Annotated in this window: 23 protein-coding genes and 1 tRNA gene; 20 read left to right on the top strand and 4 right to left on the bottom strand. The window is 62.8% G+C overall.

The genetic code is table 11. From position 1 onward, the window contains the following. The first annotated feature begins 22 nt into the window (after positions 1-22). Positions 23-1,534 carry an IMP dehydrogenase gene (gene guaB / locus WBN73_RS02515; protein ID WP_207594189.1) on the top strand — a complete coding sequence of 504 codons (1,512 nt, stop codon included), beginning with the start codon at positions 23-25 and terminating at the stop codon, positions 1,532-1,534. 105 nt (positions 1,535-1,639) lie between these two features. Beyond that, positions 1,640-3,532: an ABC transporter ATP-binding protein gene (locus WBN73_RS02520; protein WP_337339376.1), complete on the top strand. Its 1,893-nt coding sequence runs from the start codon at positions 1,640-1,642 to the stop codon at positions 3,530-3,532. Positions 3,533-3,535: 3 nt separating this feature from the next. On the opposite strand, the gene WBN73_RS02525 is transcribed toward WBN73_RS02520, so the two are convergent. Further along, a complete protein-coding gene (locus WBN73_RS02525) occupies positions 3,536-4,186 on the bottom strand; it encodes a hypothetical protein (RefSeq protein ID WP_337339377.1) in 651 nt (216 codons plus the stop codon). Between the two features lie 248 nt (positions 4,187-4,434). On the opposite strand from WBN73_RS02525, the gene WBN73_RS02530 reads away from it, so the two are divergent. The 7 genes from WBN73_RS02530 to WBN73_RS02560 all read left to right on the top strand — a co-directional run bounded on the left by WBN73_RS02530 (position 4,435) and on the right by WBN73_RS02560 (position 15,506). After that, a complete protein-coding gene (locus WBN73_RS02530) occupies positions 4,435-5,571 on the top strand; it encodes a GuaB3 family IMP dehydrogenase-related protein (protein ID WP_207594186.1) in 1,137 nt (378 codons plus the stop codon). A gap of 169 nt (positions 5,572-5,740) precedes the next feature. After that, positions 5,741-7,495 carry a glycerol-3-phosphate dehydrogenase/oxidase gene (locus WBN73_RS02535; RefSeq protein ID WP_207594185.1) on the top strand — a complete coding sequence of 585 codons (1,755 nt, stop codon included), beginning with the start codon at positions 5,741-5,743 and terminating at the stop codon, positions 7,493-7,495. Between the two features lie 48 nt (positions 7,496-7,543). Beyond that, positions 7,544-8,032, top strand: coding sequence for a PTS sugar transporter subunit IIA (locus WBN73_RS02540; protein WP_089595745.1), 489 nt, complete (start codon positions 7,544-7,546; stop codon positions 8,030-8,032). Between the two features lie 60 nt (positions 8,033-8,092). Continuing rightward, on the top strand, positions 8,093-8,959 hold the full coding sequence (locus tag WBN73_RS02545; RefSeq protein WP_337339378.1) for an SURF1 family protein: 867 nt from the start codon (positions 8,093-8,095) through the stop codon (positions 8,957-8,959). Next, complete coding sequence (locus tag WBN73_RS02550) at positions 8,956-9,456, top strand: DUF3817 domain-containing protein (RefSeq protein WP_261609457.1); 501 nt, start codon at positions 8,956-8,958, stop codon at positions 9,454-9,456. The genes WBN73_RS02545 and WBN73_RS02550 overlap by 4 nt, the downstream gene beginning before the upstream one ends. A 132-nt stretch (positions 9,457-9,588) precedes the next feature. Next, positions 9,589-11,178 (top strand): glutamine-hydrolyzing GMP synthase, encoded by a 1,590-nt coding sequence (gene guaA / locus WBN73_RS02555; RefSeq protein ID WP_011775506.1) that lies wholly within the window; start codon positions 9,589-9,591, stop codon positions 11,176-11,178. A 164-nt stretch (positions 11,179-11,342) separates the two neighbouring features. Then, positions 11,343-15,506 carry an AAA family ATPase gene (locus tag WBN73_RS02560; protein ID WP_337339429.1) on the top strand — a complete coding sequence of 1,388 codons (4,164 nt, stop codon included), beginning with the start codon at positions 11,343-11,345 and terminating at the stop codon, positions 15,504-15,506. 26 nt (positions 15,507-15,532) lie between these two features. On the opposite strand, the gene cpaB is transcribed toward WBN73_RS02560, so the two are convergent. The 3 genes from cpaB to WBN73_RS02575 all read right to left on the bottom strand — a co-directional run bounded on the left by cpaB (position 15,533) and on the right by WBN73_RS02575 (position 17,415). Continuing rightward, a complete protein-coding gene (gene cpaB, locus WBN73_RS02565) occupies positions 15,533-16,336 on the bottom strand; it encodes a Flp pilus assembly protein CpaB (protein ID WP_207594181.1) in 804 nt (267 codons plus the stop codon). A 70-nt stretch (positions 16,337-16,406) separates the two neighbouring features. Beyond that, positions 16,407-16,670 (bottom strand): FmdB family zinc ribbon protein, encoded by a 264-nt coding sequence (locus tag WBN73_RS02570; protein ID WP_207594180.1) that lies wholly within the window; start codon positions 16,668-16,670, stop codon positions 16,407-16,409. A 136-nt stretch (positions 16,671-16,806) separates the two neighbouring features. Next, entirely contained in the window at positions 16,807-17,415 is a 609-nt protein-coding gene (locus tag WBN73_RS02575; RefSeq protein WP_207594179.1) for a 5-formyltetrahydrofolate cyclo-ligase, read from the bottom strand. 98 nt (positions 17,416-17,513) lie between these two features. On the opposite strand from WBN73_RS02575, the gene galU reads away from it, so the two are divergent. The 11 genes from galU (at position 17,514) to WBN73_RS02630 (ending at position 25,667) form a co-directional block, all read left to right on the top strand. After that, positions 17,514-18,449, top strand: a complete 936-nt coding sequence (gene galU / locus WBN73_RS02580) for a UTP--glucose-1-phosphate uridylyltransferase GalU (RefSeq protein ID WP_198318245.1) — start codon at positions 17,514-17,516, stop codon at positions 18,447-18,449. Between the two features lie 7 nt (positions 18,450-18,456). Further along, positions 18,457-19,068 carry a GNAT family N-acetyltransferase gene (locus WBN73_RS02585; protein WP_337339379.1) on the top strand — a complete coding sequence of 204 codons (612 nt, stop codon included), beginning with the start codon at positions 18,457-18,459 and terminating at the stop codon, positions 19,066-19,068. A 145-nt stretch (positions 19,069-19,213) separates the two neighbouring features. Continuing rightward, positions 19,214-20,095, top strand: a complete 882-nt coding sequence (locus WBN73_RS02590; RefSeq protein ID WP_207597607.1) for a hypothetical protein — start codon at positions 19,214-19,216, stop codon at positions 20,093-20,095. A gap of 6 nt (positions 20,096-20,101) precedes the next feature. Next, positions 20,102-20,902: an SDR family oxidoreductase gene (locus WBN73_RS02595; RefSeq protein ID WP_337339380.1), complete on the top strand. Its 801-nt coding sequence runs from the start codon at positions 20,102-20,104 to the stop codon at positions 20,900-20,902. 38 nt (positions 20,903-20,940) lie between these two features. Continuing rightward, positions 20,941-21,013: transfer RNA gene (locus tag WBN73_RS02600), tRNA-Ala, on the top strand. A gap of 445 nt (positions 21,014-21,458) precedes the next feature. Then, positions 21,459-22,001, top strand: coding sequence for a PadR family transcriptional regulator (locus tag WBN73_RS02605; protein WP_089595737.1), 543 nt, complete (start codon positions 21,459-21,461; stop codon positions 21,999-22,001). Between the two features lie 4 nt (positions 22,002-22,005). Next, positions 22,006-23,718 (top strand): ABC1 kinase family protein, encoded by a 1,713-nt coding sequence (locus WBN73_RS02610; protein WP_337339381.1) that lies wholly within the window; start codon positions 22,006-22,008, stop codon positions 23,716-23,718. Between the two features lie 41 nt (positions 23,719-23,759). Continuing rightward, positions 23,760-24,284 (top strand): universal stress protein, encoded by a 525-nt coding sequence (locus WBN73_RS02615; RefSeq protein WP_337339382.1) that lies wholly within the window; start codon positions 23,760-23,762, stop codon positions 24,282-24,284. After that, a complete protein-coding gene (locus WBN73_RS02620) occupies positions 24,271-24,714 on the top strand; it encodes a fluoride efflux transporter FluC (protein WP_337339383.1) in 444 nt (147 codons plus the stop codon). The genes WBN73_RS02615 and WBN73_RS02620 overlap by 14 nt, the downstream gene beginning before the upstream one ends. After that, positions 24,711-25,082 (top strand): fluoride efflux transporter CrcB, encoded by a 372-nt coding sequence (crcB, locus tag WBN73_RS02625; protein ID WP_337339384.1) that lies wholly within the window; start codon positions 24,711-24,713, stop codon positions 25,080-25,082. The genes WBN73_RS02620 and crcB overlap by 4 nt, the downstream gene beginning before the upstream one ends. Positions 25,083-25,136: 54 nt before the next feature. Then, on the top strand, positions 25,137-25,667 hold the full coding sequence (locus WBN73_RS02630) for a ferritin (protein ID WP_207594172.1): 531 nt from the start codon (positions 25,137-25,139) through the stop codon (positions 25,665-25,667). Positions 25,668-25,699: the final 32 nt, after the last annotated feature.

Raw genomic sequence — 25,699 nt, forward strand, 5'->3', positions numbered from 1 at the left:
CCCAGGTAAGAGGCGCACACTCATGACCCAGCCCGAACACAATCCCTTTGGCTTTATTGGCCTGACGTACGACGACGTCCTGTTGCTCCCGGGCCACACGGACGTCATCCCGTCCGATGCCGACACGTCTTCCCGTATCTCCAAGCGGATCTCCGTGCAGACCCCGCTGCTGTCTGCAGCGATGGACACTGTGACTGAGTCCCGCATGGCCATCGCCATGGCACGTCAGGGCGGTTTGGGCGTTGTCCACCGCAACCTGTCCATCGACGACCAGGCCGAGCACGTGGACCGCGTCAAGCGCAGCGAATCGGGCATGATCACCAACCCGCTGACCATCGGCCCCCAGGCCACGCTGGAAGAACTCGACGAGCTGTGTTCCCGCTACCGCGTTTCCGGCCTTCCCGTAGTGGACACCGACGGGCGCCTGCTGGGCATCGTGACCAACCGCGACACCCGCTTCATTCCGGAATCAGAATTCCCGCTGCGCAGCGTCAGCGACACCATGACCAAAATGCCGCTCATCACCGGGCATGTGGGCATCAGCCGCGAAGAAGCCTCGCACAAGTTGGCTACCAACAAGATCGAGAAGCTTCCCCTCGTTGACGAGCAGGGACGCCTCAAGGGCCTCATCACCACCAAGGACTTCACCAAGGCGGAGCAGTACCCGTTGGCCACCAAGGACGACGAAGGCCGCCTCCGCGTGGGTGCCGCCATCGGCTTCTTTGGCGATGGCTGGGAACGCGCCATGAAGTTGATCGACGCCGGTGTGGACGCGCTGTTCGTGGACACCGCCAACGGCCACTCCCAAGGTGTGTTGGACATGATCCGCCGCCTCAAATCGGACCCGATTGCTGCCCACGTGGACATCATCGGCGGTCAGGCTGCCACCCGCGAGGGTGCCCAGGCATTGATCGACGCCGGCGCCGACGGCATCAAGGTAGGCGTGGGCCCGGGCTCCATCTGCACCACCCGCGTTGTTGCCGGCGTCGGTGTTCCGCAGATCACCGCCATCTACGAATCCGCCAAGGCCGCCATCCCGGCAGGCGTTCCGCTGATTGCCGACGGCGGCCTGCAGTACTCGGGCGATATCGGCAAGGCACTGGTTGCCGGTGCCGACACCGTGATGCTCGGTTCCCTGCTGGCTGGCTGCGAGGAATCCCCGGGCGATCTCATCTTCGTCAACGGCAAGCAGTTCAAGAGCTACCGCGGCATGGGTTCCCTGGGCGCCATGCAGTCCCGTGGCAAGAACACGTCCTACTCCAAGGACCGCTACTTCCAGGCTGACGTCTCCGGCGATGACAAGCTCATCCCTGAAGGCATCGAAGGCCGGGTGGCCTTCCGCGGGCCGTTGGCTTCAGTGGCCTACCAGTTGGTGGGCGGCCTCCGCCAGACCATGTTCTACACGGGCGCTCCCACCATCCCCGAGCTGAAGGCTCGCGGCAAGTTTGTCCGGATCACGCCGGCAGGCTTGAAGGAATCGCACCCCCATGACATCCAGATGACGGTGGAAGCACCCAACTACGGTTCACGCTGATCCATCACCTGTCTTAACAGCTGTTCCCCGCGGAGGCACCTCCACGGGGAACAGCTGTTTAACCGCCCAGGCAGAAATGTCGGCCCGTGAGAATAGGCTGGGATCATGTCTGAAAAGCCCGCGCAACCGCGGCATCCGGAATCCATCCGGCTGAACCCAGCCCAACCGGGCAGGACGCCGCCCCGAAAGTTGGCGCTGCGGCCGTACGCACGCGCCGTCGGGCAGGTCCTGAAGGTGAGTTTCAAAGCCGCGCCCGTCGCGGTGATCATGAAGGTGCTTGGCTCGCTGATCTCTGCCACGCTTCCGCTGGTCACCACCTACTTTGCTGCCCTGACCACCACCGCCTTGGCGGCCGGGTATGCGGGAGATCCGAACGCCGGTCCGCAGGCAATCCTGTACGTCATCATCACCGCCGCGCTGGGGTTGTTCTGGGGTGCCTTCAGCAGTGTTGACCGCTACATCCAACAGCTCATGAGCTTCAAGGTGGGAGCGATTGTGGGCGACATGATGTACCAGCGATTCCTGGCGCTGGAGTTCTGGCGTTATGACGACAAAGAAACGGTGGACCTTTACGACCGTGCGAAGCGGTTCTCGGATAGCTACGCCCGGGTCCTGGACAGGATTGCCGCAATCTTCACCCAGTTGGTCTCTGTGATCCTCGCCATCGGTGCGTTGGTCCTGGTCAGTTGGTGGATCGCCGTCATTGTCCTGGTGGCGATCGTGCCCAGTGTGTACCTGCAGTTCAAACTGTCCCGCGAGCAAATCGCGCATTGGAACACCCAAGTGGATTCGCGCCGCCAACGCCGAATGATTGAACAGAACCTCCTGAGGCCCCAACATATTGCCGAGATGCGTCTTTACGGAATCGTGGGTTACCTCATGGACCTCCGGTCACGGCTCCGGGATGCTGACGAGCGGCGGCGCCTGGATTTCCAGAAGCGGTACATTCCCAAACAGCTGGCTGCCGACTCACTGCAGTACGGCGCCGAGGTGGTGTCCTTGATTTGGGTCGTTGGTCAGATCATCGCCAGGGCACAACCCGTGGGTCAGTTCCTCTACGTGCAGCAGATCGTCAGCCGGGCGCTGTCCACGGCCAACAGCCTCGTATCTTCGCTGAGCTCCATTGACGAGGACCTCGCCAACCTCAAGGACTATGAGCTGTTCATGGCCCTGCCAGTTCCCAGTGGCAACGAAAAGCCCATCGTTTCCTCGCCCGGAACGGTGGAGCTGCGGGACATCCGGTTCAGCTATACCGGAAGCGACATCGAAGTCATCAAGGGTATTTCCATGACTATCCAGGCTGGCCAGCATATTGCGATCGTTGGCGAGAACGGGGCAGGAAAGTCCACGCTGATCCGTATCCTGGCGGGCTTGTATCGTCCCGATTCTGGCCAAGTGCTGCTGGACGGCGTGGACCTTGCCGGGATCGATGTCACCAGCTGGCACCGGCACCTGGCCGTGCTGAGCCAGGAGTTCCTGAAGTACGAGTTCGCGACTGCCGCGGAGAACATCTACCTCGGCGACGTGGACCAGCCACGCGATGACGACCGTATCCGGCGGGCAGCCTCGGACGCAGAAGCCATGGAGTTCATCAACAAACTGCCCAATGGGTTGGAAAACCATGTGAGCAACTGGATGGAGGACCCTCGCGGACGCAAGGGCAGCGGCCTGTCCGGGGGCCAATGGCAGCGTTTGGCCATGGCACGCAACTTCTATCGCGACGCCTCGTTCATGGTCATGGATGAACCCACCTCGGCCATTGACGCTTTGGCCGAGCACCGCATCTTCACGCGGCTCTTCGCTGACAGAAGCAGTACCATCATCGCCATCAGCCACCGCCTTGCCACCATAGAGAAGGCAGACATTGTGTACATGCTGGAAGACGGCCGGATCGCGGAGCAGGGGACCCACAAGGAATTGGTCGCATTAAGGGGTCGCTACTTCCGGATGTTCGAATCCCAGCTCTCCGCGGACGAAACCAGCCAGAACACGCCCTGAGTCTTAGAGCGGCCCGTATCCGGCATCGCCATAGGGGTCACGCCAGGTGGCGAGGTCCTGTTCCAGGAGCGCCCTGAAGCGAGGATCATTCGCAGCCTTGCTGCGAAGCGATTCACGGGAACGGCCCACAATGGTTGCCGGGACGATGATCGCGGCCACCAGAAGGCAGACGAGGAATGCAAGAACGGTGACCAGCGTCTGCAGGAGGGCTGGATCCTCCCAGGCCGTTGGTTTCGCCGTGAGGGCGAACAGTCCTATGAAGACGAGCAGGATGAATCCCACGAATGAAAGTGCACTACGCAAGCTCCCGGGCCCACGATTGACGATCAACCGGCTTGTTCGCGGCAACCGGTCGCGCGCCCGTGCGTAGAAGACGCAGCAGAGTGCGGTGATTGCCGCTCCAGGAAGGCCGAGGGAAGGAACCGGCACCAGCGTGCCCAACCGGATGGCGAGGATGACACCCAGGAGGATGAGGACTGCGCCCATGCCAATGCCGGCGGCCCAAGCGCCCATGTAGGAACCTCGCGCATCAGCGATCTCCCGAAGCCGGGAGCGCGCACCGGCCGGCGTTATTGCGGCGAGTTCGGTCGATAGCCAATAGTCGAGGGGCCGGGCGGCGTGGGGGAGAGGCGCGGGGCCTGTCTGGTAGCTCACCTTGTGTACAGCTCCAGGCCTGCGCGGACAGGGGAGCCGAGGGCAATGAGCTCATGTCCGGCGTTCGGTATGCCTTGGAATTCTTCGGTCAGGGCGGTCATTTGTGCCTTCTCTTAGCGGTTCTGCGTCCAGTTTACGAAGTGGCACGATCATGTGAGCCATCCTCGGGTCCTTTCGAGCATTGTCTGAAGTGTTCACTTGTTTGTGTCGAATCGGGGTTCCGGGAGGGGTCCAGTAAAGTAAGAGCCGTGACTTATGAGATTGAGATTGGCCGTGGCAAGCGTGGGCGTCGTGCCTACTCCCTGGATGACATCGCGATCGTCCCGAACCGCCGGACGCGCGACCCGAAGGACGTCTCTGTCTCTTGGCAGATCGACGCCTATAAGTTCGACACCCCGGTGATCGCTGCCCCCATGGACTCCGTGATGTCCCCTGACACGGCAATTGCTTTTGGTCGGCTCGGTGGTCTCGGTGTCCTGGACCTCGAAGGTCTATGGACCCGTTATGAGGACCCACAGAAGGTGCTCGACGAAATTGCCGCCCTGGCCAATGAGACCAGCAGCACTGCCGTTACCCGCCGCATGCAGGACCTGTACCAAGCACCCATCCAGCCGGAACTCATCAGTTCCCGCCTCGCGGAAATCCGTGCCGCGGGCGTCACTGTGGCCGGCTCCCTGACCCCGCAGCGCACCCAGGAACACTACAAGACAGTGGTGGCTGCCGGCGTTGACATTTTTGTGATCCGTGGAACCACGGTCTCAGCTGAGCATGTGTCCAAGAACCACGAACCGCTGAACCTCAAGCAATTCATCTATGAACTCGACGTCCCCGTGATCGTTGGTGGCGCAGCCGGGTACACTCCTGCCCTGCACCTCATGCGCACTGGCGCGGCTGGCGTCCTGGTGGGCTTCGGCGGCGGTGCGACCACCACCACCCGCCGTGCCCTGGGCATCCATTCGCCCATGGCCTCGGCGATTTCCGACGTCGCCGCGGCGCGCCGCGACTACATGGACGAGTCGGGCGGCCGGTACGTCCACGTCATTGCCGACGGCGGCATGGGCAGCTCGGGCGACATCGTCAAGGCCATCGCCATGGGCGCCGACGCCGTCATGCTCGGTAGTGCCTTGGCCCGCGCGGAAGAGGCACCCGGCCGTGGCTGGCACTGGGGTCCGGAAGCACACCACCTGGAATCACCCCGTGGCGACCGCGTCAACGTGGGAACTGTCGGTCCACTGGAGGAAGTCCTCTTCGGACCCGGCCACCACACCGATGGCACCTCCAACCTCATCGGTGCCCTGCGCCGGTCCATGGCAACCACCGGCTACTCGGACCTCAAGGAGTTCCAGCGGGTCGACGTCGTTGTGTCGCCTTACGCAGGCAACTGACAACTGCCCTGAAAGCCCCTGTTGGCCGCCGATTCCTGTCGGCGCAACAGGGGCTTTCTCCGTTTGGGGCAATTCCCGCGTCAATGGCTGCCTGCCATTGCCCTGCCCAATGCGGCGGGCAGCAAGTAGGGTAGGGGACTACCAGCTGTTGCGTTTGAGGAGGGGTCCGATGAGCAATGTCGCAGGCGGTCCACATGCCGGTTCTCCGGGAGCCTTGAGCCCGGAAGCCCGTGCCGCATCGATCGAAGTCCTGAAAGCCACTGCCGAACCTGGCAAAGAGCTCGACATCCTGATTGTTGGTGGCGGCGTGGTGGGGGCCGGAGCTGCCCTTGATGCCGTGACCCGCGGCCTTACCGTAGCCATTGTGGAGGCCCGGGACTGGGCGTCCGGCACCTCATCCAGGTCCTCCAAGCTCATCCACGGAGGTCTTCGATACCTGGAAATGCTTGATTTCGGCCTCGTCCAGGAGGCTTTGCAGGAACGGGGACTGCTGATCCAGCAGATCGCTCCCCACCTGGTCCGCCCTGTGCCCTTCCTGTATCCACTGACGCGCAGGTTCTGGGAACGTCCCTACGTTGGTGCCGGAATCATGCTTTACGACACGTTGGGCCTGACCTCCGGGCACAGCCGCGGCGTTCCCATGCACAAGCACCTTTTCAAGCGCGGAACCCTGCGCGCGGCTCCCAGTCTTAAGGACGACGCGTTCGTGGGGTCCATCCGCTACTACGACGCACAAGTGGATGATGCCCGTCTGGTGGTCAACGTGGTCAGGACCGCGGCCCATTACGGCGCCCATGCCGCCAACCGGCTTCGGGTGGTGGACTTCCTTCGCGAGGGTGAACGCGTGGTGGGGGCAAAGCTTGAGAATCAGGAAGACGGCAGCGTTTTCGAAGTCCGGGCCAAGCAAGTGGTTAATGCAACGGGAGTCTGGACGGACGAAACGCAGGCCATGGTGACGGATCGCGGCCAACTCAAGGTCCGCGCCTCCAAAGGCATTCACTTGGTGGTGCCGCGTGACCGCTTCCAATCGACAGTGGGCCTGATCCTCCGCACGGAAAAATCGGTGCTTTTTGTGATCCCTTGGGGCCGCCACTGGATCATCGGCACCACAGACACCGACTGGACGCTGGACAAGGCGCATCCGGCCGCTTCCAGCAAGGACATCGATTACGTCCTGGAGCACGTAAACAAGGTCCTCAAGCGTCCCCTGACCCGTGAGGATGTGGAAGGCGTCTATGCCGGCCTCCGGCCCTTGCTGGCCGGTGAGAACGACTCCACGGCCAAGCTCTCCCGCGAGCACGTGGTGGCACATCCCGTTCCCGGGCTTGTGGTGGTGGCCGGGGGCAAATACACCACTTACCGGGTCATGGCCAAGGACGCCGTGGATGAGGCCACCAGGGCCATGGACGAGCGTGTTCCCTCCAGCTGCACCGAGACCATTCCGCTCCTGGGAGCCGAAGGGTTCAAGGCTGCCTGGAACCGCCGCGGGCGTTCTGCCGAAGAAGCCGGGGTCCACGTCGCCCGGGTTGAGCACCTGCTGAACCGCTACGGGTCCATGACCCCCGAAGTGCTGGAACTGATCTCCAAGCGACCGGAACTGGGGCAACCACTGCCCGGAGCCGATGACTACCTCGCCGCGGAAGTCGTCTACGCGACAACCCACGAGGGAGCCCGCCATGTCCACGACGTTTTGACGCGTCGGACCCGGATCTCGATCGAATCGTGGGACCGGGGTGTGGCAGCCCTCCCCGTAGTGGCTAAGCTGATGGGAGAAATCCTTGGCTGGAGCGAGACTCAGCGCGAAAGCGAGATCAAGCACTACCTGGCACGCGTGGAAGCTGAACGGCTCAGTCAGCAGCAGCCTGACGATGAATCGGCAGATGCCGCGCGCATGGGAGTGGATGACATCGTTCCCCTTCGCTGACCGGCTCAGGAAAATGCGGCCGGAAGGCCACACTGGAGGGAACACGACTTGGCTGAACCACTTGACCGGTATGACGCGGAACTGACCACCCCGGACACCGTCATCCTTGAACTCGTCGCCGAGGACAAGATCGACGCCGCTGCCCAACTGGCCCATAAGCTCCACGCTGCCGGCAGGATCAGCAACCTTGAAGGATTCCTGGAGCAGGTGCACTCCCGTGAGCACCAGTTGGCTACGGGACTTCCGGGCGGCATCGGCCTCCCGCATGCGCGCAGTGAATATGTGGACAGGATTTCCATCGCGGTGGGTGTGACCAAGTTCGGCCACGCCCTGGACTTCGGGGCAACCGACGGCCCGGCGACGTTGATCCTCCTCATCGCCACTCCTGCCAGTTCCTTCTCCGACCACCTTGAGGTTTTGGCTACCCTGGCCCGTTCATTGTCCAAGGAGTCTTTCCGTGAGTCCCTCCGGCGGGCCCACGATCCCGAGGTCATCTCTGAGCTCATCAACTCCAGCTTGGTGTTCTTCGATCACTAGAGGGCGGGGCAGGCCTCAGCCGTTTCGTTGTTCTACAGCCGGACGAAGTACGGTTAAGGGGTGTTGAAAACCGCGTTGAAACCCCGCTGGATCGCAGGACTGGTCTTTGCGCTTCTGTTATCCGGGGTGTTTGTGCTGCTCAGCCAGTGGCAGCTCAGCCGGTCCGCCCAGCACGAGCCCCCGGCGCCGTCCAGCATCGAAGAAGTCAAACCGCTGGTGGACGTCCTCAAACCCGGCCAGTTCTTCCCGGGTTCGGTCTCTGACCAGATGGTCACCGCCACCGGGGCCTATGATCCCGGCAAGCAGGTTCTTGTAGAGGGTCGCCTGTACAACAATCAAAAAGGCTTCTGGATAATCTCGGCTTTCGCTGTCAACGACGCTCCGACGCTGAACGGTGTTGCTGCCTCGCCCCAGACGTGGATCCCCGTGGCACGCGGCTGGGTGGCAGATGCCGACCAGGCCGGCCCGCCGCCGTCGGGCACCATCACCTTGACTGGTCGCCTTATTCCTTCTGAAGCGCCCGTTCCAAACGTCGACGCCGGTCCAGGCCGTGCGTCCGCTGTGTCTGCCGCGGAGCTCATCAACCTGTGGGAAGTGTCCAGCTACCCGGGTTTTGTCGCCGCGACGTCGGAGGTTTCCGACGGCGTGGCCATTCCCCTTGGCGATGACGTCAAGGCCCTCAACATCCCGCCCCAGCCGCCTGCAGAGCAGATCAACTGGCTGAACCTCTTCTACGCAGTGGAATGGGTGGTGTTCGCCGGGTTCTCGATCTTCATCTGGTGGCGTCTGGTCAAGGACGACTACCGGCGCGACCTCGAAGAGGACGAGGACGACGAATACGGGGATGACCACGAGGCGGAGCCTGCCAATCCCGTGGATGCCCACGAAACTACAAACCCAGAGCCAGAACAAAAGGTGCAGCAATGATTGAGCCAAAACCGGCCATCCAGCCAGAGCAATCCGGATCCAAGCCCAAGAAGCGCCGGTTCGGCGGAACGGAAGCCCAGATCCGTTCGGCGTTGAAGTTCTACAAAGTCATGGCGTACCTGACCGGCGCCATGCTGCTCCTGCTGTGTGCGGAACTGATCGCCCGCTATGGGTTTGGAGTCTCGCTCTTCGCTGGCGGCACGAACGCCGTCACCGGCCAGCCCTTCGGATTTGGTTTCGCTGAGTCCGAGCCCAAAGGCGTGATCGGCGGGTTCAACATCTCCACGTCGGTACTGATCGTGCACGGTTGGATGTACGTGGTGTACCTGGTCTCCAACTTCCGCTTGTGGTCCCTCATGCGCTGGCCGTTCTCCAAGATGGTCCTCCTGGCCCTGGGTGGTGTCATTCCGTTGCTGTCCTTCATCGTGGAGAAGAAATTCCACGCGCAGGTTGAAGCGGAACTGGCAGCCAACCCGCAGGCGTCCAAGCGCTACTAGGACCGCCCACAGTGTCCCGCTGCGGGCTACGCGACCTGACGCACTGTGAGATGCCTAACGACGCGGCCTTTTTGGCCTCTGGCCGCCCTCGTCAACGTGCACCGGGGCGGCCCGGCAAAGTAGTCTTGTCTGGTGACTACTCCCACCGCACCCCAAACTTCCCAGAAGCCGGTGCTGGTTGTTGACTACGGTGCCCAGTACGCGCAGCTGATTGCCCGCCGCGTCCGCGAAGCGAATGTGTATTCGGAAATTGTTCCGCACACCTTCACCACCGAGCAGCTTCTGGCCAAGAACCCGGCAGCCATCATCCTCTCCGGGGGACCCTCCAGCGTGTACGCAGAGGGAGCCCCGAGCGTCGGCGCTGATCTCTTCGAAGCCGGGGTGCCTGTATTTGGCATTTGCTACGGCTTCCAGGCGATGGCCAACGCGTTGGGCGGTAAGGTGGCCCAGACGGGTCTCCGCGAGTACGGCGCTACTGAAGCCCTTGTCGTAGGCGATGCCCGGTCCATCCTGGACGGCGTCCCCTCCTCACAGAACACCTGGATGAGCCACGGTGACTCCGTTCACGAGGCCCCTGAGGGCTTCGAAGTCCTCGCCTCCACGGCTGGTGCGCCGGTGGCTGCCTTCGCCAACGACGAGAAGCGCCTCTACGGTGTCCAGTGGCACCCCGAAGTCAAGCATTCAGTCCACGGCCAGCACGTCCTGGAGAACTTCCTGTTCAAGGGTGCGGGTCTGAGCCCCAACTGGACTACGGGCAATATCCTCGAAGAGCAGGTGGATCGGATCCGTCAGCAGATCGGGGACTCCAAGGTTATCTGCGGCCTCTCCGGCGGCGTTGATTCCGCTGTTGCTGCGGCTTTGGTCCAGCGCGCCGTTGGCGACCAATTGACCTGTGTCTTCGTCGACCACGGACTCCTGCGTGAAGGCGAAGCCGAACAGGTTGAGCGCGACTTCGTGGCAGCCACGGGCGTCAACCTCTACGTAGCCAATGAGCAGGAACGCTTCCAGTCAGCATTGGCCGGGGTCAGCGATCCCGAAACCAAGCGCAAGATCATTGGCCGCGAATTCATTCGTGCCTTCGAGGAAGCGGAGCGGGCCATCATCGCCCAGGCTGCTGCCGAAGGCGAGAAGATCAAGTTCCTGGTTCAGGGAACCCTGTACCCGGACGTCGTCGAATCCGGTGGCGGCGAAGGTGCTGCCAACATCAAGAGCCACCATAACGTGGGCGGGCTTCCCGAGGACCTGCAGTTCGAGCTTGTTGAGCCGCTGCGGGCACTGTTCAAGGATGAAGTACGCGCAGTCGGCGCCCAGCTTGGGCTGCCGCAGGAAATCGTCGGCCGCCAGCCGTTCCCTGGCCCCGGTTTGGGAATCCGCATCGTGGGCGAAGTGACCAAGGAACGCCTGGACCTGCTGCGCAAGGCGGATGCCATTGCCCGTGCGGAGCTCACGGCTGCCGGCTTGGACAACGACGTCTGGCAGATGCCGGTAGTCCTCCTGGCCGATGTCCGAAGCGTTGGTGTCCAGGGTGATGGCCGTACCTACGGGCACCCGATCGTGCTGCGTCCGGTGTCCTCCGAAGACGCCATGACGGCGGACTGGTCGCGACTGCCTTACGACCTCCTTGCCCGGATCTCCAACCGCATCACCAATGAGGTCGACGGCGTGAACCGCGTGGTGCTGGATGTCACCAGCAAGCCACCGGGAACCATCGAGTGGGAATAGCATTCTGAGTGGCCGGCTTCCTCTGGGAGGCCGGCCACTGTGCTTGAACCCACCGGGTGCCGCGGCCTGTGAAATCGGCAGGCACCTGTGAAATGACGGCGAATTTCGCGTCGGAACAGCGTTGCGGAGCGGACTGCCAAGGTATTCCCGCTACCCTCGAAGGTATGCCGGTATGGTCCAAGGCGTCTAAAGCTAGTACAGAAAAGAAGGCAGAAGTTGTGTCATTAGGTCAAGGCCAGGAAGAGGGCTCCGAAGAGCTCCGCAAATGGCTGTCTGGTCTTAAACCCGTCACCGGGGCGGACACGATGCTGCGTTTCGTCAAGACGCCCGAAGGCGCCATCGATTTGAGCAACGCACACCCCTCGGGGTTGGCGCAGTTGCTGGCAGGTCGCAGAACCCGTCTGTCCACGTTGATCCGGGACCGGCAGCAATACTTGGTGGCGGCCCGTGCCGCCCGCAACATCAGGTCCAAGATCTTTGAGCTGAGCAATGATCGCGGCATTGAAGCCGGATATTTGTCTGCGGGCACCGTGGTGTGGACCTCTGCCGTGGGCGGAAAACCGCAGCGTGTCTCGGCCCCTGTGATGCTCGCTTCCATCATCCTGACCATCAGGCCGGGTGAAGACGATTTTGAACTCCAGCTCACCGAGCAGGCACGCATGAACCCTGCCCTGGTGCGCCACCTCAAGTCAGTCCACGGCATAGTCTTTGACGTCAACGCCGTGGCGCGCATGGCCTACAACACGGCCCGGTTCGATCCCCAGCCGGTACTTGACCGCCTGGCCACACTCGTCCAGCCGATTCACGGCGCCGAGGTGGATTTCAACTTGCTGGTCACCACCCTGGCTGACCTCTCGGGAAACCTTGATGATCCCTGGATCAACATGAACAACCCCACCGTGGCAGCGCTTGCTGTTGCGGCAAACGGTGGTGACATTGAGCCCGAGCCCATTAAGGCGGGCCGGTTCCCGAGCCTCGACCTGCGTGATCCGGCAGATGAGCTCCTCCTGCTGGACGCCGACACGGACCAGCAGTACGTGGTGGATGCCGTCCGGGCCGGAGATTCCCTGGTAGTGAGCACCCCGCCGGGAAGCGGACAGACGCAAACGGCCATCAACGCGATCGGTGCGCTGGTCAGCGAAGGCAAATCCGTACTGGTGGTTGGGGACAGGCAGTCCAGCCTGGCGGGACTCTCCGCCCACTTGGAATCGCTCGGCCTCGACTCCATGCTGTTCCGCCCGGGTAACGGGACCACGCCGCAGCAGCTCAAAGGCCAGCTGGTCCGCGCCATCATGCGCAACGAAAAAGCGCTTGAGCCTCAACTGGGCAACTTGCACCAGACGCTCACCGGACACCGCCACGCCTTAATGGACCATGTAGCCTCGCTGCACAACGTCCGTGAGCGGTGGGGTTGCTCGCCGTACCAGGCCATGCAGTCGCTGGCAGAACTGACGTCCATCCATCCCGCGCCTTCCACCACGGTCCGACTGAAGCGCAGCGTCCTGGACAACATCAAGGACCGTGAAGAACTGGCCGGCCGCCTGCGCCGGGCAGCGGAGCTTGGCAGCTTCAGCAGGGCGTCCACTTCCAGCCCTTGGTATGGAGCGCGACTGGTGACGCGCAAGGAGACCGAGGAAGCCCAACACCTCGCCCGTCTGGCCGAGGAGAAGCTTCCCGTCCTGCGGGACCGGATGAAGCAGGTGTCCGATCACGCTGAAATCCGGCTGGGGGACACCTTCACCGAGTGGGGTGCGCAGCTCGAACTGCTCATCGCCGTCCGGGAGAGCCTGGATAAGTTCACCCCGGACATCTTTGACCGGCCGGTGCACGACCTCATTTCCGCGACTGCCAGTTCCGCGTGGCGCCGTGAGCGCAACTTGGAGATGCCTTCCATGCAGCGTTCCCGCCTGCGCCGGGTAGCCAAGGAATATGTGCGGCCCGGAGTCCACATCGCCGACCTCCACAGCTCCCTCGTCCTGGTTCAGGAGCAGCGGGCTCTGTGGGCCGGATACGCCACCACCCAGCGCCACCCGGCAGTGCCTTCCGGGCTCGCCGATCTTGGTGCGCTGTACCGGGAGTTGGATGGCGAGCTGCACCGCCTCGGTGCTGCCCTCAAGCACACCAGCGCTGGTGGCTCCCTGCACGGGACACCGTACTTGGAACTGATGGAGCGGCTGGAACGGCTTGTTGCTGACACGGCAACACTAGAGACACTTCCCGAACGCACCCTCCTGATCGAGGAAATGCGCGAGCACGGCCTTGGTGAGTTGCTGTCCGACCTGGCTGCCCGCGAGGTTCCTGCCGGCTCCGTGGCCGCCGAATTGGATCTGGCCTGGTGGCAATCCGCTTTGGAAGCCATGATCAGCGGCGACGACTACCTGGCGATGTCCGATGGCGATTCGCTGCGCCGCCTGGAAGCCGAATACCGGCTTGCTGACCAGGCCCACATCGCCAGTGGTGCTGCCCGTCTCCGGTGGCAGTTGGCACAGAAATGGCGCCAAGGCCTGCTTGAGCACCCCCGGCAGGCGGAACTGCTGCGGGCCTTGCTGAAGGATGGCCGGGTTACTTTGCCGGCGCTGAGCGCCCAGGCGCCTGAGCTTGTGCCACTCCTGGTGCCCGTTTGGTCTGTCAGCCCCTACCTCTTGACTGGTGTCCTCCCGGCCGAGCAAAAGTTTGACGCCGTGGTGATCATCGACGCCGAATCCACCTCGCTGCAGGCCGTACTTCCTGCCATCGCCCGGGCGAAGCAGGTGGTGGCCTTCGGTGATGCGAAGATTGCGCATGCACGGACCTTCAGCGTTGCTGTGGAACCGCCTGTAGCCGGTGTTGCCAGCCACGAGAATGTTGACAGCGCCTTCAAGGCGCTGGCCAGGGTCCTTCCGACCTGGCAACTGAACTGGGTCTACCGCGCCGTAGACGAGGACTTGATCCTTCAGCTGAGCAAGAATTACTACGACGGTGGCCTGCGCCGCCTGCCCGACGGCAACTCTGTCACAGGACTGGACCGTTCCATCCTGGTGGAGTACATCCCCGATGGCACCGGGCTTCCGGGTGCTGACCATGAGGGCGTCGAGTCCGTCACTGCCGAGGTCAATCGCGTGGTGGACCTTGTGTTCGAACACGCAAGGCTGCGTCCCCGCACGTCCCTGGCGGTGGTAACTGCCAGCTTGCGCCATGCTGCCCGCATCGGCGAGGCCATCAGGCTTCAACTGCCCAACCACCCCCTGCTGTCCACGTTCTTTGGCGCCGGTCCCGAGTCCTTCCGTGTGGTGGATCTGGAGCGGGCCCAAGGCCTGGTACGGGACCACGTGATCTTCTCGCTTGGCTACGGCCGCACACCACATGGCCGGGCACTCCATTCGTTCGGTCCGCTGTCCGCTGAGGGTGGCCGGAACCGTTTCGCTTTGGCCATGACCCGCGCACGGCGTTCCATGCACGTCCTGAGCTGCTTCCGTCCCGAGGACCTTGACCTCGATCGGCTGGCTCATGGTGCAGTGGACTTCTACGAGCTGCTGGACCGGGAACTCTCGGGAAACAGCAACCTCGGTACACCCGCGTCCCGTGCTGTTGCCAGTGAGCAGGCGCTCGGTGAGGATCCCTTGGTTGCTGACCTTGGAGAACGCCTGCGGGCCCGGGGAGCCCGGGTCTGGCATCTCTACGATGGCGTTCTGGACATCGCAGCTGCGGCGGATCCCGTCCACACGATCGGCCGGGAGGGAGCAGAAATCCCCACACCTGTCGCGATCGAATCCGATGGCACTGAACGCTATCGGCGGATGAGCGTCCGGGAACGCAGCCGGCTGCGTCCGCAGCTGCTGGAGCGCATGGGATGGCGCTACATGTCCCTGTGGACCATTGAGGTCTTCACTGATCCTTCGTCCTGCGCGGATCGCATCGGCTCCTACCTTGGGCTGGAGAATCACATTCCGCGGTCGGCGTCGCCTGAGCATGGCTTCCTGGACATGGACGTTGAACAATTGAGTGTGGACAAGGGGCAGCAAACGTTCGCTCCAAGTCCGGCACAGCAGGCACCAGACCAGATTGACGACGCTGCCAATGATGCAGACAGCGAAGCAGAGAACGGGAAAGAAGCACCACTGATGGAAGAAGCAACCGGTCTTGAAGGCGGGTCCGAGACCGAATCCTCCGCGCCCGCCGCCGACACCACTGAAGAAACTCCGGACGCCACGGCCGCCGCAGCCAAACCAGGCGTGAGTGGCATTCTGCCCACCAAAGCAGCGGAAGACGATCCCCGGCGCTGGGGCGATGAGTCCGGTTACGACCATGAGCAGTGGCTTAAGGAACAAAAGCCGCCGCACTGGGGCTGACCGTCCACCGCCATCTGAACCACCCATCACGGGTTGACCAAAACAAAGAAAAGCTTGCCGTGCGTTGATGCGCCGGCAAGCTTTTCTGCTTGCTGTGGATCCGCAGCAACCACTACCAAGCCTTCGGTGTCGCTGGTGCCCAGCCATTCGCCTGCCTTGCCCCCGTGGGCTGAGGTCCAGAGCACGGGGACGGGACCGGCGAGTACTTGTGTTTCCCTGGATTCGTCATAGGATCCGGCTGCCGTGAGGACCACCGTGACCAACTGGCCGGGGGAGAGGAGCTGGATGGACGACGGGTCGGCCATCCGCAGGGGAACGGCTGCGGTGCCCACGGGTGATCCAGTGAGAAGCCCGGGACCCAGGAGGCTGGACTCAGTGGGGATCTGCCCCCGGCTCAAGGGAGCGGCCAACTGTCTGCCTGTGAGGTCCCCGCCATCTGAGAGGGCTCCGGTGACGGCAAGGTCCTGGGGCACTCCCACCCGGGTGAAATCGGCTTCTGTGAGAGTGGTTCCCGTGGGGAGGTCACGGGCGGCCACCATGACACTGATTCGCAGCTCCGAAGCCGGAGTCAGCTGTTGGACGGCGATGCCGGCGGCCAGGCACAGCAGGAGGGCAACAGTGAGACGGCGGTTCCGGGCGATCCAGGAGCCGATCCTTTGCCTTCTGCCTTGGCGGGCTGAATAATTCAGCTGCCGGTGAAAGCTTGTGGCATTTTTGCGCGGTCGGGACGACTGCCCTCCCGCACCAAACGGGTCCGGGGGCCAAGGGCCGGCAGGCGACGCTGAACGCCGGGCGCGGGCAAGGAGGGCGCTTCGAGACTGTTGTGGCATGCCGCCACGTTAGCCAGCCGGACAGGCCGGATAACAGCGGCCTGAAGCGCTATGTGGAAAAGTGGGGAAGTTAGCTTGCTGCAGCTGCCGGTGCCGGGGCGGCTGCGGGAGCGGACGGCGCGGCGGCGGGTGCGGCTGAAACAGTGCTGCCCTTGGCATCACGGGAATCAGTCCGGTAGAAACCAGAGCCCTTGAAGACGACACCGACGCTGTTGAACTTCTTGCGAAGGGCGCCCTTGCACTCGGGGCACTCCGTCAGGGAGCTGTCAGAGAAGGACTGGACGATGTCAAAGGCATGGTCACAGTCTTTGCAGGCGTATGCGTATGTGGGCACTGAGTTCCTCCTTCAGGACAAAGGTCAGGTCCTGTGCAGCAACGGCGGAGATTTCGCTTCGCATTAGCAGTCGCAGGGCCTGAGTGCCAATTCTATCATCGGTCTACAGTGCATGCGCCAGTGGATGTGCGGGACCTCACGGGGCTCTCTCGTCGAGATGGACCACCCCGGAGGGAGTCAGCACTTCCCGCACGGGGCGGTCGAATGCTTCGGCGGGAATCGAACCTGAAGGCAACAGGTCGGCGTCGTACACCACCGCAATGGTGGGCGGCCGCTGGCCGGAATCGTCGAGCCCATGGAGGAGCCGGTCGTAGTAACCGCCGCCCTGGCCGATCCGGTTGCCATCCCTGTCCACTGCCGTGGCTGGCATGAAGATCCCCGCCGCGCCTGCCACCACCTGGCTTTCCATGCGTTCGCCCTCAGGTTCGTCGATAGGGGCGTAGGAGGAACGGACGAAAACTGTCGACGGGGTCCAATAGACCCAGCTCAGCTGCCGGCCGGGCTCGCACACGGGAAGGAGGATCCTGTGTCCGGCCTCGTGCAGGGAATGGATGAGTGGCATGGTGGGTGGCTCAAACGCGACACCTACATAGACGGCAAAAGTGGCCGCCGTGCCGGAGGAAGCTGCAGCCGCCCATTCCGTTCCATGCTGCGCGATCGACGCACCGGCAGCAGCGATCTGTTCGGGGGAGAGGGCGCGCCTTTGGAGGCGGCGGCTGCTGCGGATGTCTTCCTTCGATGCCATGGATGTCCGATCGTGAGGTTCGTCTGATGCCGGTCCGGCGACAAAAGCTGCGGTTCAGTCCACAGAAATGTTGTCCCGGCGCGGCGAGGGTTTAGCCGATGATGTATTCCTTCCGTTACATTAGTCCGGTGACTCTCGATAACAATGCTGTCCGTAAGGCCGTCATCCCCGCAGCGGGTCTTGGTACCCGTTTCCTGCCTGCAACAAAGGCGATGCCGAAGGAAATGCTGCCCGTGGTTGACAAGCCAGCCATCCAGTACGTCGTCGAAGAAGCGGTCAAGGTTGGCCTGCACGACGTCCTGATGATCACTGGGCGCAGCAAGCGCGCCCTGGAGGATCATTTCGACCGTGTGCCGGCGCTGGAAGCGACGCTGGCCGAAAAGGGCGATACCGCCAAGCTTGAGGCCATCCAATCCGCCACCAACCTCGGTGACATCCACTACGTCCGCCAAGGCGACCCCAACGGCTTGGGCCACGCTGTCCTTCGTGCGAAGCAGCACGTCGGGCACGAGCCTTTTGCAGTACTCCTCGGCGATGACCTGATCGATGCCCGGGATAACCTCCTGAGCGACATGATCGCCGTCCAGCAAAAGACCGGCGGTTCCGTGGTTGCCCTGATCGAGGTGGAGCCCTCCAAGATCAGTGCCTATGGTTGCGCCGACGTCGAGGAGATCGGTGAAGACGGCTACGTCCGCATTAAGCAGCTGGTGGAAAAGCCTTCTCCGGAAGAAGCGCCGTCCAACCTTGCCGTGATCGGGCGCTACGTGCTGCATCCGGCAGTGTTCGATGTTCTCGAAAAGACCGAGCCGGGCCGTGGTGGCGAGATCCAGCTGACCGACGCCCTCGAGGTGCTGGCAGCCGGCGAAGGTGAAGGCTACGGCGTGTACGGCGTTGTTTTCCGGGGCCGTCGCTACGACACCGGTGACAAACTCAGCTACCTCAAGGCCTGCATCGAGTTGGCCTGCGAACGCGAGGACCTCGGTCCTGAACTGCGTGAGTGGCTGCCGACCTTCACTGCTTCGCTTCCCAAGTAACCTCAGGATGTACGGTTCTGCGATCTGGCCGGTGACGCTGGAAAGCGGAGACCTGCTTCTTCGCCCCATCCGATACCGCGACAAGCGGGAGTGGTCTGAAGTCCGTTCGCGGAACAGCGAATGGCTTGCTCCCTGGGAGGCGTCCAACCCGGCACCGGGTGGGCGCCTGCCCAGTTATCGGCAGATGGTGGCCTCGCTGAACAACCAAGCCCGCCAGTCCACGGCATTGCCTTTCCTCATTGTCGAGCGGACCCCTGGATACCGTGAGCCGCTCATCGTCGGGCAGTTGACCGTTTCCTCCATCATTTGGGGATCGGCCATGATGGCCACGTTGGGGTACTGGGTGGATAAGGAGCGGGCCGGGCACGGTATTGCTCCGACGGCGGTGGCCATGGCAACGGACCACTGCTTCAAGGTGTTGGGCCTTCACCGCATGGAGATCAACATCAGGCCCGAAAACGCCCCCAGCCTGAGGGTGGTGGAGAAGCTTGGATTCCGGGATGAGGGGTATCGGGAACGGTACCTGCACATCAACGGCGAATGGGCTGACCACCGGTCCTTTGCCCTGACATCGGACGAGGTTCCTGAGGGTCTGCTGCGTCGGTGGCTCAGAGGATAAATGGGCAGGTCATAGGCCATTTTGTCCGTATATCCAGTCATTTGAGGACTCGACGACGACACACCGGCCGCAATGCCGCCGCGCCCGGTGATTTGCTTCTACGGTTTTGAATGTGGACTTCCCTCTCAGCAGCTCAGTGATACTCGTGGTCACTGTTGCGCTGTGGATGGTCTGGGTGGCGCCCTACGTTCTCCGGAACAGGCGCCAACAAGTCCAAACGGCCGCTGTTCCAGCAGGGGCAATCGACGACGAACCAGACGAACCGCAGGCAGGGGTGGTACTGACTTTGGCACCTCAGCAGGAGAAACCGATGGAGACCATGCACAGCAAAGCACCGGCGTCGCCCCAGGAATCCCGCGCGGCTGAGTCGTCCGTGCGGAAAGCGCCCACCACTCCATTCACCATCCGCTATGCCCGGCTCACTTTGGCCTTGGCAGGCCTTGCCTTGCTGGTGACAGCCGCCGTTTCGGGCATCCTCCTCACCTTTGGCGTCGGGTCATTCTGGTTGCCGCTGGTGTCCTTCATCGGTGCGGTGCTCGCCGTCGTCACGTTGCGGAAGCTCGCTCTCAGGGATCTTCGCGAACGCCGGGCACGCCGTGCGGCGCAGGCAGCGCCCATCCCGACGCCAGCACGCTACTTGCCCAAGGAACCAGCAGTGGAAGCGAAGGAAACTACGGTTTTCGACGCCGAAGCCACCAGCCGTGAAGCTGCGCGCTTGTCCGCTGTTGAGCTTCGCCAGGCTGCTTTGGCGGTTGCCGTTGCCGCAGGAGACACATCAGCGCAAGCAACCGATTCCAAAGGTGCCAGCTGGGAGCCTGTTGCAGTTCCGAAGCCCACGTATGTGGAAGCCGCCAAGGCTTCAAGGCCGGCCCCTGAGCCGCTGGACCTCCCTGAGGCTCCCAAACCCGTGGGCAAGCCCGTCCTGAAGCAAGGTGCTGAGCAGGCCGAGGCATCTGCTGCCGTCTCCGCCAAGGGGCAGAGCGCGCTCAGTAACCTGGACGACGTCCTGCAGCGCCGCCGCGCCTAGCCACGCATGGCCAGTATCTGCGTAGCAGGCGGTACCGGCCAGGTAGGTCGCGAGGTTGTCCGGCTTGCTCTGGATGCGGGTCATGAGGTGACCTCTTTGTCACGCCACGTGCCGCCTCCCGGCTCGGAGAAGCATCACGACGGCGCCACCTATGTTGCGGGCGACGTCACCACAGGAGAAGGGCTGGCGGCCGCACTGGAGGGCGTCGACGTCGTGATTGACTGCCTTGAAGCTCAGTTCGGCAAAGCCCAACGAGAATTCGCCGACGGCGGTGCCCGCCTTCTTGCCTCGGCTCACCGTGCCGGGGTCGGCAGGGCGGTGGCGTTGTCCATCATTAACTGCGACCTCAGCAGTTATTCGTATTACGTCTCTAAGGTTGGGAAAGAGCGGAAGTACTCATCTTCTCCGCTTGAGACCGTGGTGGTTCGCGCAACACAGTTTCACGGCTTGGTGGCAATGATCTTCGCTGCCGGGGCCAAAGTGCGCCTCATTCCTGTCTTCAAGCGCACAAGATTCCAGACCATCTCGCCAGTTGACGTTGCACGGGCACTGCTGGACGCTGCCATGGAGAGCGCCTCTCCTGAACGTCACCGCCTGCGTACGGTGGGTGGTCCGGAAGTGCTCACCATGCGGCAGATGGCGGAGTCATGGAAGGCGGTTACCGGCGCGCGGGGAACGATTGTGAAGGTGCCGTTGCCTGGGGCGATGGGTGCATTCCTGCGATCCGGCAACAACCTGATCCCCGGGCAAAAGGATGGCGTGGAGACGTTCGTGTCGTGGTTGGAAAAGCGCCGCGAAAGTTTGTAGCCTAGGGACACTGGCCGGACGGTTACGGTCTGGTCCAGGGGGCTATAGCTCAGTTGGTAGAGCGCTTCGTTCGCATCGAAGAGGTCAGGAGTTCGAATCTCCTTAGCTCCACAATTCAGCCCGCCAGCTATCGTGCCCGGCAAGTAGTGGATCTTTCAAGCACAAGCAAAGACGAGTACCAACTACTCGTGTGCCTGAACCCCGACTCATCTTTACTGAACCCAGCGGATCCCACGCAACGGCCAATGACCCCCTCGTTCGCCGGCGCTGCCCCAAGGTTCCGCGGCTGGGGCCGGACGGCGTCACCCAGAAGTGCTGTCCGGCCCTGCGCTAACGGGTCTTTCCGCGGAGTGGAGTCATCGACGAGGATGGTGGGCATCGCCCATCCTGCGACGAAGGAACTCGATGGCCAAACACCTCATCTCCTTTCCGTCGTTTGCCAGCGCAGCCATGCCCGCCAGCATGAACCGGCCAGGCCGCCGTTGTTCCTAAGCCGCGTGAAGGTATATCGTTAACTATCGTTTAGTATCGTTCGCGACTGATTGAGGTGAGCTTGATGCACAATTCATTCCCTGCAAACGGATTCATGGGCAACAACCTGGACGGCATGTGGCAAGCCGTTGAGGAGTTCCGTTCCCGGTTCGAAAAGCGTTCCGGAACCCGTGCGGGCCGGGGCGAGCTGCGATCGGCGATCCTTGCCCTGCTTGCTGAGCGTCCCATGCACGGCTACCAGATCATTCATGAAATCGAAGAGCGCAGCGGCGGTAGTTGGAAGCCGAGTGCCGGCTCCGTCTATCCCACCCTGCAGCTGTTGGCGGACGAAGGTTTCGTCAGTGCCGAGGAGTCCAACGGGCGCAAAATCTACTCCCTGACCGAGGCGGGCCGGGAGGACGTGGCTGGTTCCGAAACGTCAGCGCCATGGGATTCCCTGGGAACGTCATCGAGCCCGGGTTTCGCTGCACTGCCCAAGGCCGGTGTGGACCTGGCGCAGGCTGCGGCGCAGGTCGGCCGTACCGGGACACCCAAGCAAGTCCAGGAGGCTGTAACGGTGCTTGAGGAGGCACGCCGCCGCCTGTACTCGATCCTCGCCCAGGACTGAAGGGGTGACGTCGATTCGGCGCGAACGGGCTGATTCCCTGAGGGGAGCTGGGAGCCCCCGTGCCCGTTATCGTCGAATCCTCCGATTCGCCGCATGGCATTTGGCGGTGACCTGGTGGTTCGAGCTGTTCCTGCCCAGAGTGGGCCTGCGCAGGCTGACTGAACGGAACCGCGCCAACAGAATGCGGCGCTTCGCCCGGCGTTTTCATGGCCTAGCGGTGGAGCTCGGCGGGCTGATGATCAAGGTGGGCCAGTTCATGTCGTCCCGGCTCGATGTGCTGCCGCCGGAAATAACCTCGGAGCTGGAGGGGCTGCAGGACGAAGTTCCGCCTGTCCCTTTTCACGCCATCCGGGCCTTGGCTGAGGCCGAACTTGGGGCTCCCCTGGAGGCAGTGTTTGCTTCGGTCGAGGAGACTCCCATCGCGGCAGCTTCACTGGGACAAGCACACCGGGCGAAACTGCTCTCCGGTAACGCCGAGGACACCGGTCTCAGCCGTGTCGTGTTCAAGGTGCAGCGGCCTGGCATCGCCGAAATAGTAGACGTCGACCTCGCTGCCTTGGGGAAAGTGGGAGGCTGGCTCAGCCGCATCCGCCTCGTTTCGAACCGTGCAGACGTTCCTGCGCTGATCAAGGAATTCGCGCAGACCAGCCTCGAGGAAATCGACTACTTGAATGAAGCGGCCAATTCAGAGCGGTTTGCTGCTGACTTCGCCGATGACGCCCGGGTGACCGTTCCGGCCGTGGTGTGGGAGCGGACCACCCGCCGCGTGCTCACCCTCGAAGACGTCACGGCCATCAAGATTACGGACGCGGACTCGCTTCGCCTGGCCGGCATAGACCCCACCGAAGTGGCACCGGTCTTCGCCTCGGTGATGTTTGACCAGTTGTTCACCAAGGGTTTCTTCCACGCCGATCCCCATCCCGGCAATATCTTCGTTACTCCGGCCAATGATCCTTCCAGTGAACATCCGTGGAAACTGACCTTCATAGACTTCGGAATGATGGGCGAGGTTCCCGTGGAGACGCGAAGCGGCCTACGGAAGCTCCTGATCGCCGCTGCCTCTCGTGACGGCAAAGGACTGGTCACCGCCATCAGCGATGTAGGGGTGCTGATGCAGTCAGCCGATACCGCAGAGCTTGAGCGGGCGATGACGCAGCTCTTTGCGCGTTTCGGTGGCATGGGCTTCGCCGAGCTTCGCGATGTTGACCCACGGGAGTTCCGTGAATTCGGCACTGAATTCGGCAGCGTGATCCGCTCACTGCCCTTCCAATTACCCGAGAATTTCCTGCTCATTATCAGGGCCATGTCCCTGACGTCGGGTGTGTGCAGCTCTCTGGATGCCCGCTTCAACCTGTGGGACTCGGTGGAACCATATGCGGCCCAACTTCTGCGGGACGAGCGCGGCAACCTGATCAACGATGTCGCGTCCCAAACTCTCGAAGCCGCCGCCATCGCCCTTCGCCTGCCCAAGAGGCTGGACGGGCTGGTCTCGAGACTGGAAGAAGGATCCCTCCAAGTGGGCAACCGGCGCCTGGAGCGGCAGATGGCGAGTCTCATCCTGACGGCGCGGCGTGCAGTGGCGGCGCTGATCTTCGGCGCTCTCCTGATCGCCGGAGCCGTTCTGCGGACGGACGATCCCGGACTGGGCAATGTGCTGATGATCAGCTCAGTGGTCCCGTTGCTCTACGGCCTGTGGTCGGGCCGGCGACAGTCCTGAGAACAACCGCGGGCTCCAGTACCGCGCCGTAGACTTTCCTTGTGACAGAGACTCCCGCCCCGCGTTCCGAGGCTTCCACCAGTGCGGCCGGCCCCATCCTGGTAGGCGTCATGCCGGGGCAGCATCCAGTGGTCCTCCAACAAGCAGCGACTGTGGCGGCCAGTGCCCGGCTGCCGCTGGTGTGCGCCTATGCAGACGTCACGGTGTACCCGGTGGACGGCAGCACCGGAGGGCCGGCAGCGCCGATCGATCCGGACGGCATTGATGCGGATCTTCACAGGATCCCCGAATCACTGGTGCAAACCCTTCATGACCACTTGGACGGCAACGGCGTTGAATGGTCGCTGGTCCATCTGGCCGGGGAACCCGCCCGCGCTTTGGCCCGTGAGGCTGAGGACATTGGAGCCTCCATGATCGTGGTGGGTACCCGGGAGCACAAACTGGCTGCTGCATTGAAAGAACTGACGGCAGGCTCGGTGGCGCGGCACCTGTTCCACCGCCAGGCCCGGCCGGTGCTCGTTGTTCCCGTTAATCCCAGGGTCCCCACTGACGATGACGACGACTGAGGCCAATAACCCCGTCCACCTCCATTGGGGTTTCATCGCGATCGTGGCAGCCGGCGGGGTGTTCGGAGCACTCGCACGGTACGGTTTGGGGCTGGTCATCCCAGCGCCCGGCGCGTGGCCGCTTCCCACCTTGGTCATCAACCTTTCGGGTGCTCTGGTGTTGGGCGCGCTGTTGGAGGGACTTTCACGCCGGGGGCCCGACGTCGGCAATCGCCGGGTCCTGCGGCTCGCCTTGGGCACGGGATTCCTGGGCGCCTACACCACCTACAGCACGCTGGCCCTGGACGCGGTGCACCTGTTCACCGCTGGAGCTGCTCCAGCCGCTGCGGTGTACCTCGCTGCGAGCCTAATAGGCGGGGCCGCCGCTGCCACCGCAGGAATTTGGCTGGGCGCCTGGCATCACCGGCGGGCAACCGGACGACGCTCGTGACAGTCATCCTTCTTGCTCTGGCCGGTGGGCTGGGTGCGGCAGTGCGGTTTGTGGTGGACGGGTTGGTCCGTGCACGCCTGAAGACTGCCTTCCCATGGGGGACCGTCATCATCAATATCTCGGGCTCCCTGTTGCTGGGTTTCCTGGCGGGCCTGGTCATGCGTGGCCAGGCACCGGAGTCCTTGATGCTCATCCTCGGTACGGGCTTCCTGGGCGGCTACACCACCTTCAGCACCGCCAGCCTTGAGACCATCCGGCTCGTTCAAAGCGGGCGTACAGCATTGGCGGTCATCAACGGCTTGGGGACCATGGCAGTCAGCGTCGTGGCGGCCGCTGCGGGTGTGTGGATCAGTCTGCTGCTGCCCTGAGCAGTGGCGAATCTCACCACCGGAACCGGTATTGTCCGCCTGTAGGATCGAGCCATGGCTAAGAAGACTTTCAATGAGCTGTTGTCCGCCCAGGTTGCGAATGAGTTTGCAGCCTCCCAGCAATACATCGCAGTGGCTGTGTACTTTGATGGCGAAGACTTGCCTCAGCTCGCCCGGCACTTCTACCGTCAGTCGCTCGAGGAGCGAAACCACGCCATGATGATGGTCCAGTACATGCTGGACCGCAATGTGCACGTTGAGATCCCGGGCATCGCCCCTGTTCGCAACAACTTTTCCAACGCCAAGGAGCCCATCGCCTTGGCGTTGGAGCAGGAGAAGGAAGTCACACGCAACATCGAAGAGATGTTCCGCGTTGCCCGTGCAGAGGGAGATGCCTTGGGCGAGCAGTTCATGCTGTGGTTCCTGAAGGAGCAGGTTGAGGAAGTTGCTTCCATGACCACGCTGCTCAACATCACGGAACGGGCTGAGAACCTCTTCGACATCGAGAACTACGTCGCCCGCGAAACGGTCGGCGATGGCGGCGACGATGCCAGTGCACCGTCCGCAGCCGGCGGTGTCATCTAAGGCCGGACCCTTACCATGCTGTGGCCGTCGGA

The sequence above is a fragment of the Paenarthrobacter sp. CCNWLY172 genome, from assembly GCF_037402035.1.
Lineage (GTDB): Bacteria > Actinomycetota > Actinomycetes > Actinomycetales > Micrococcaceae > Arthrobacter.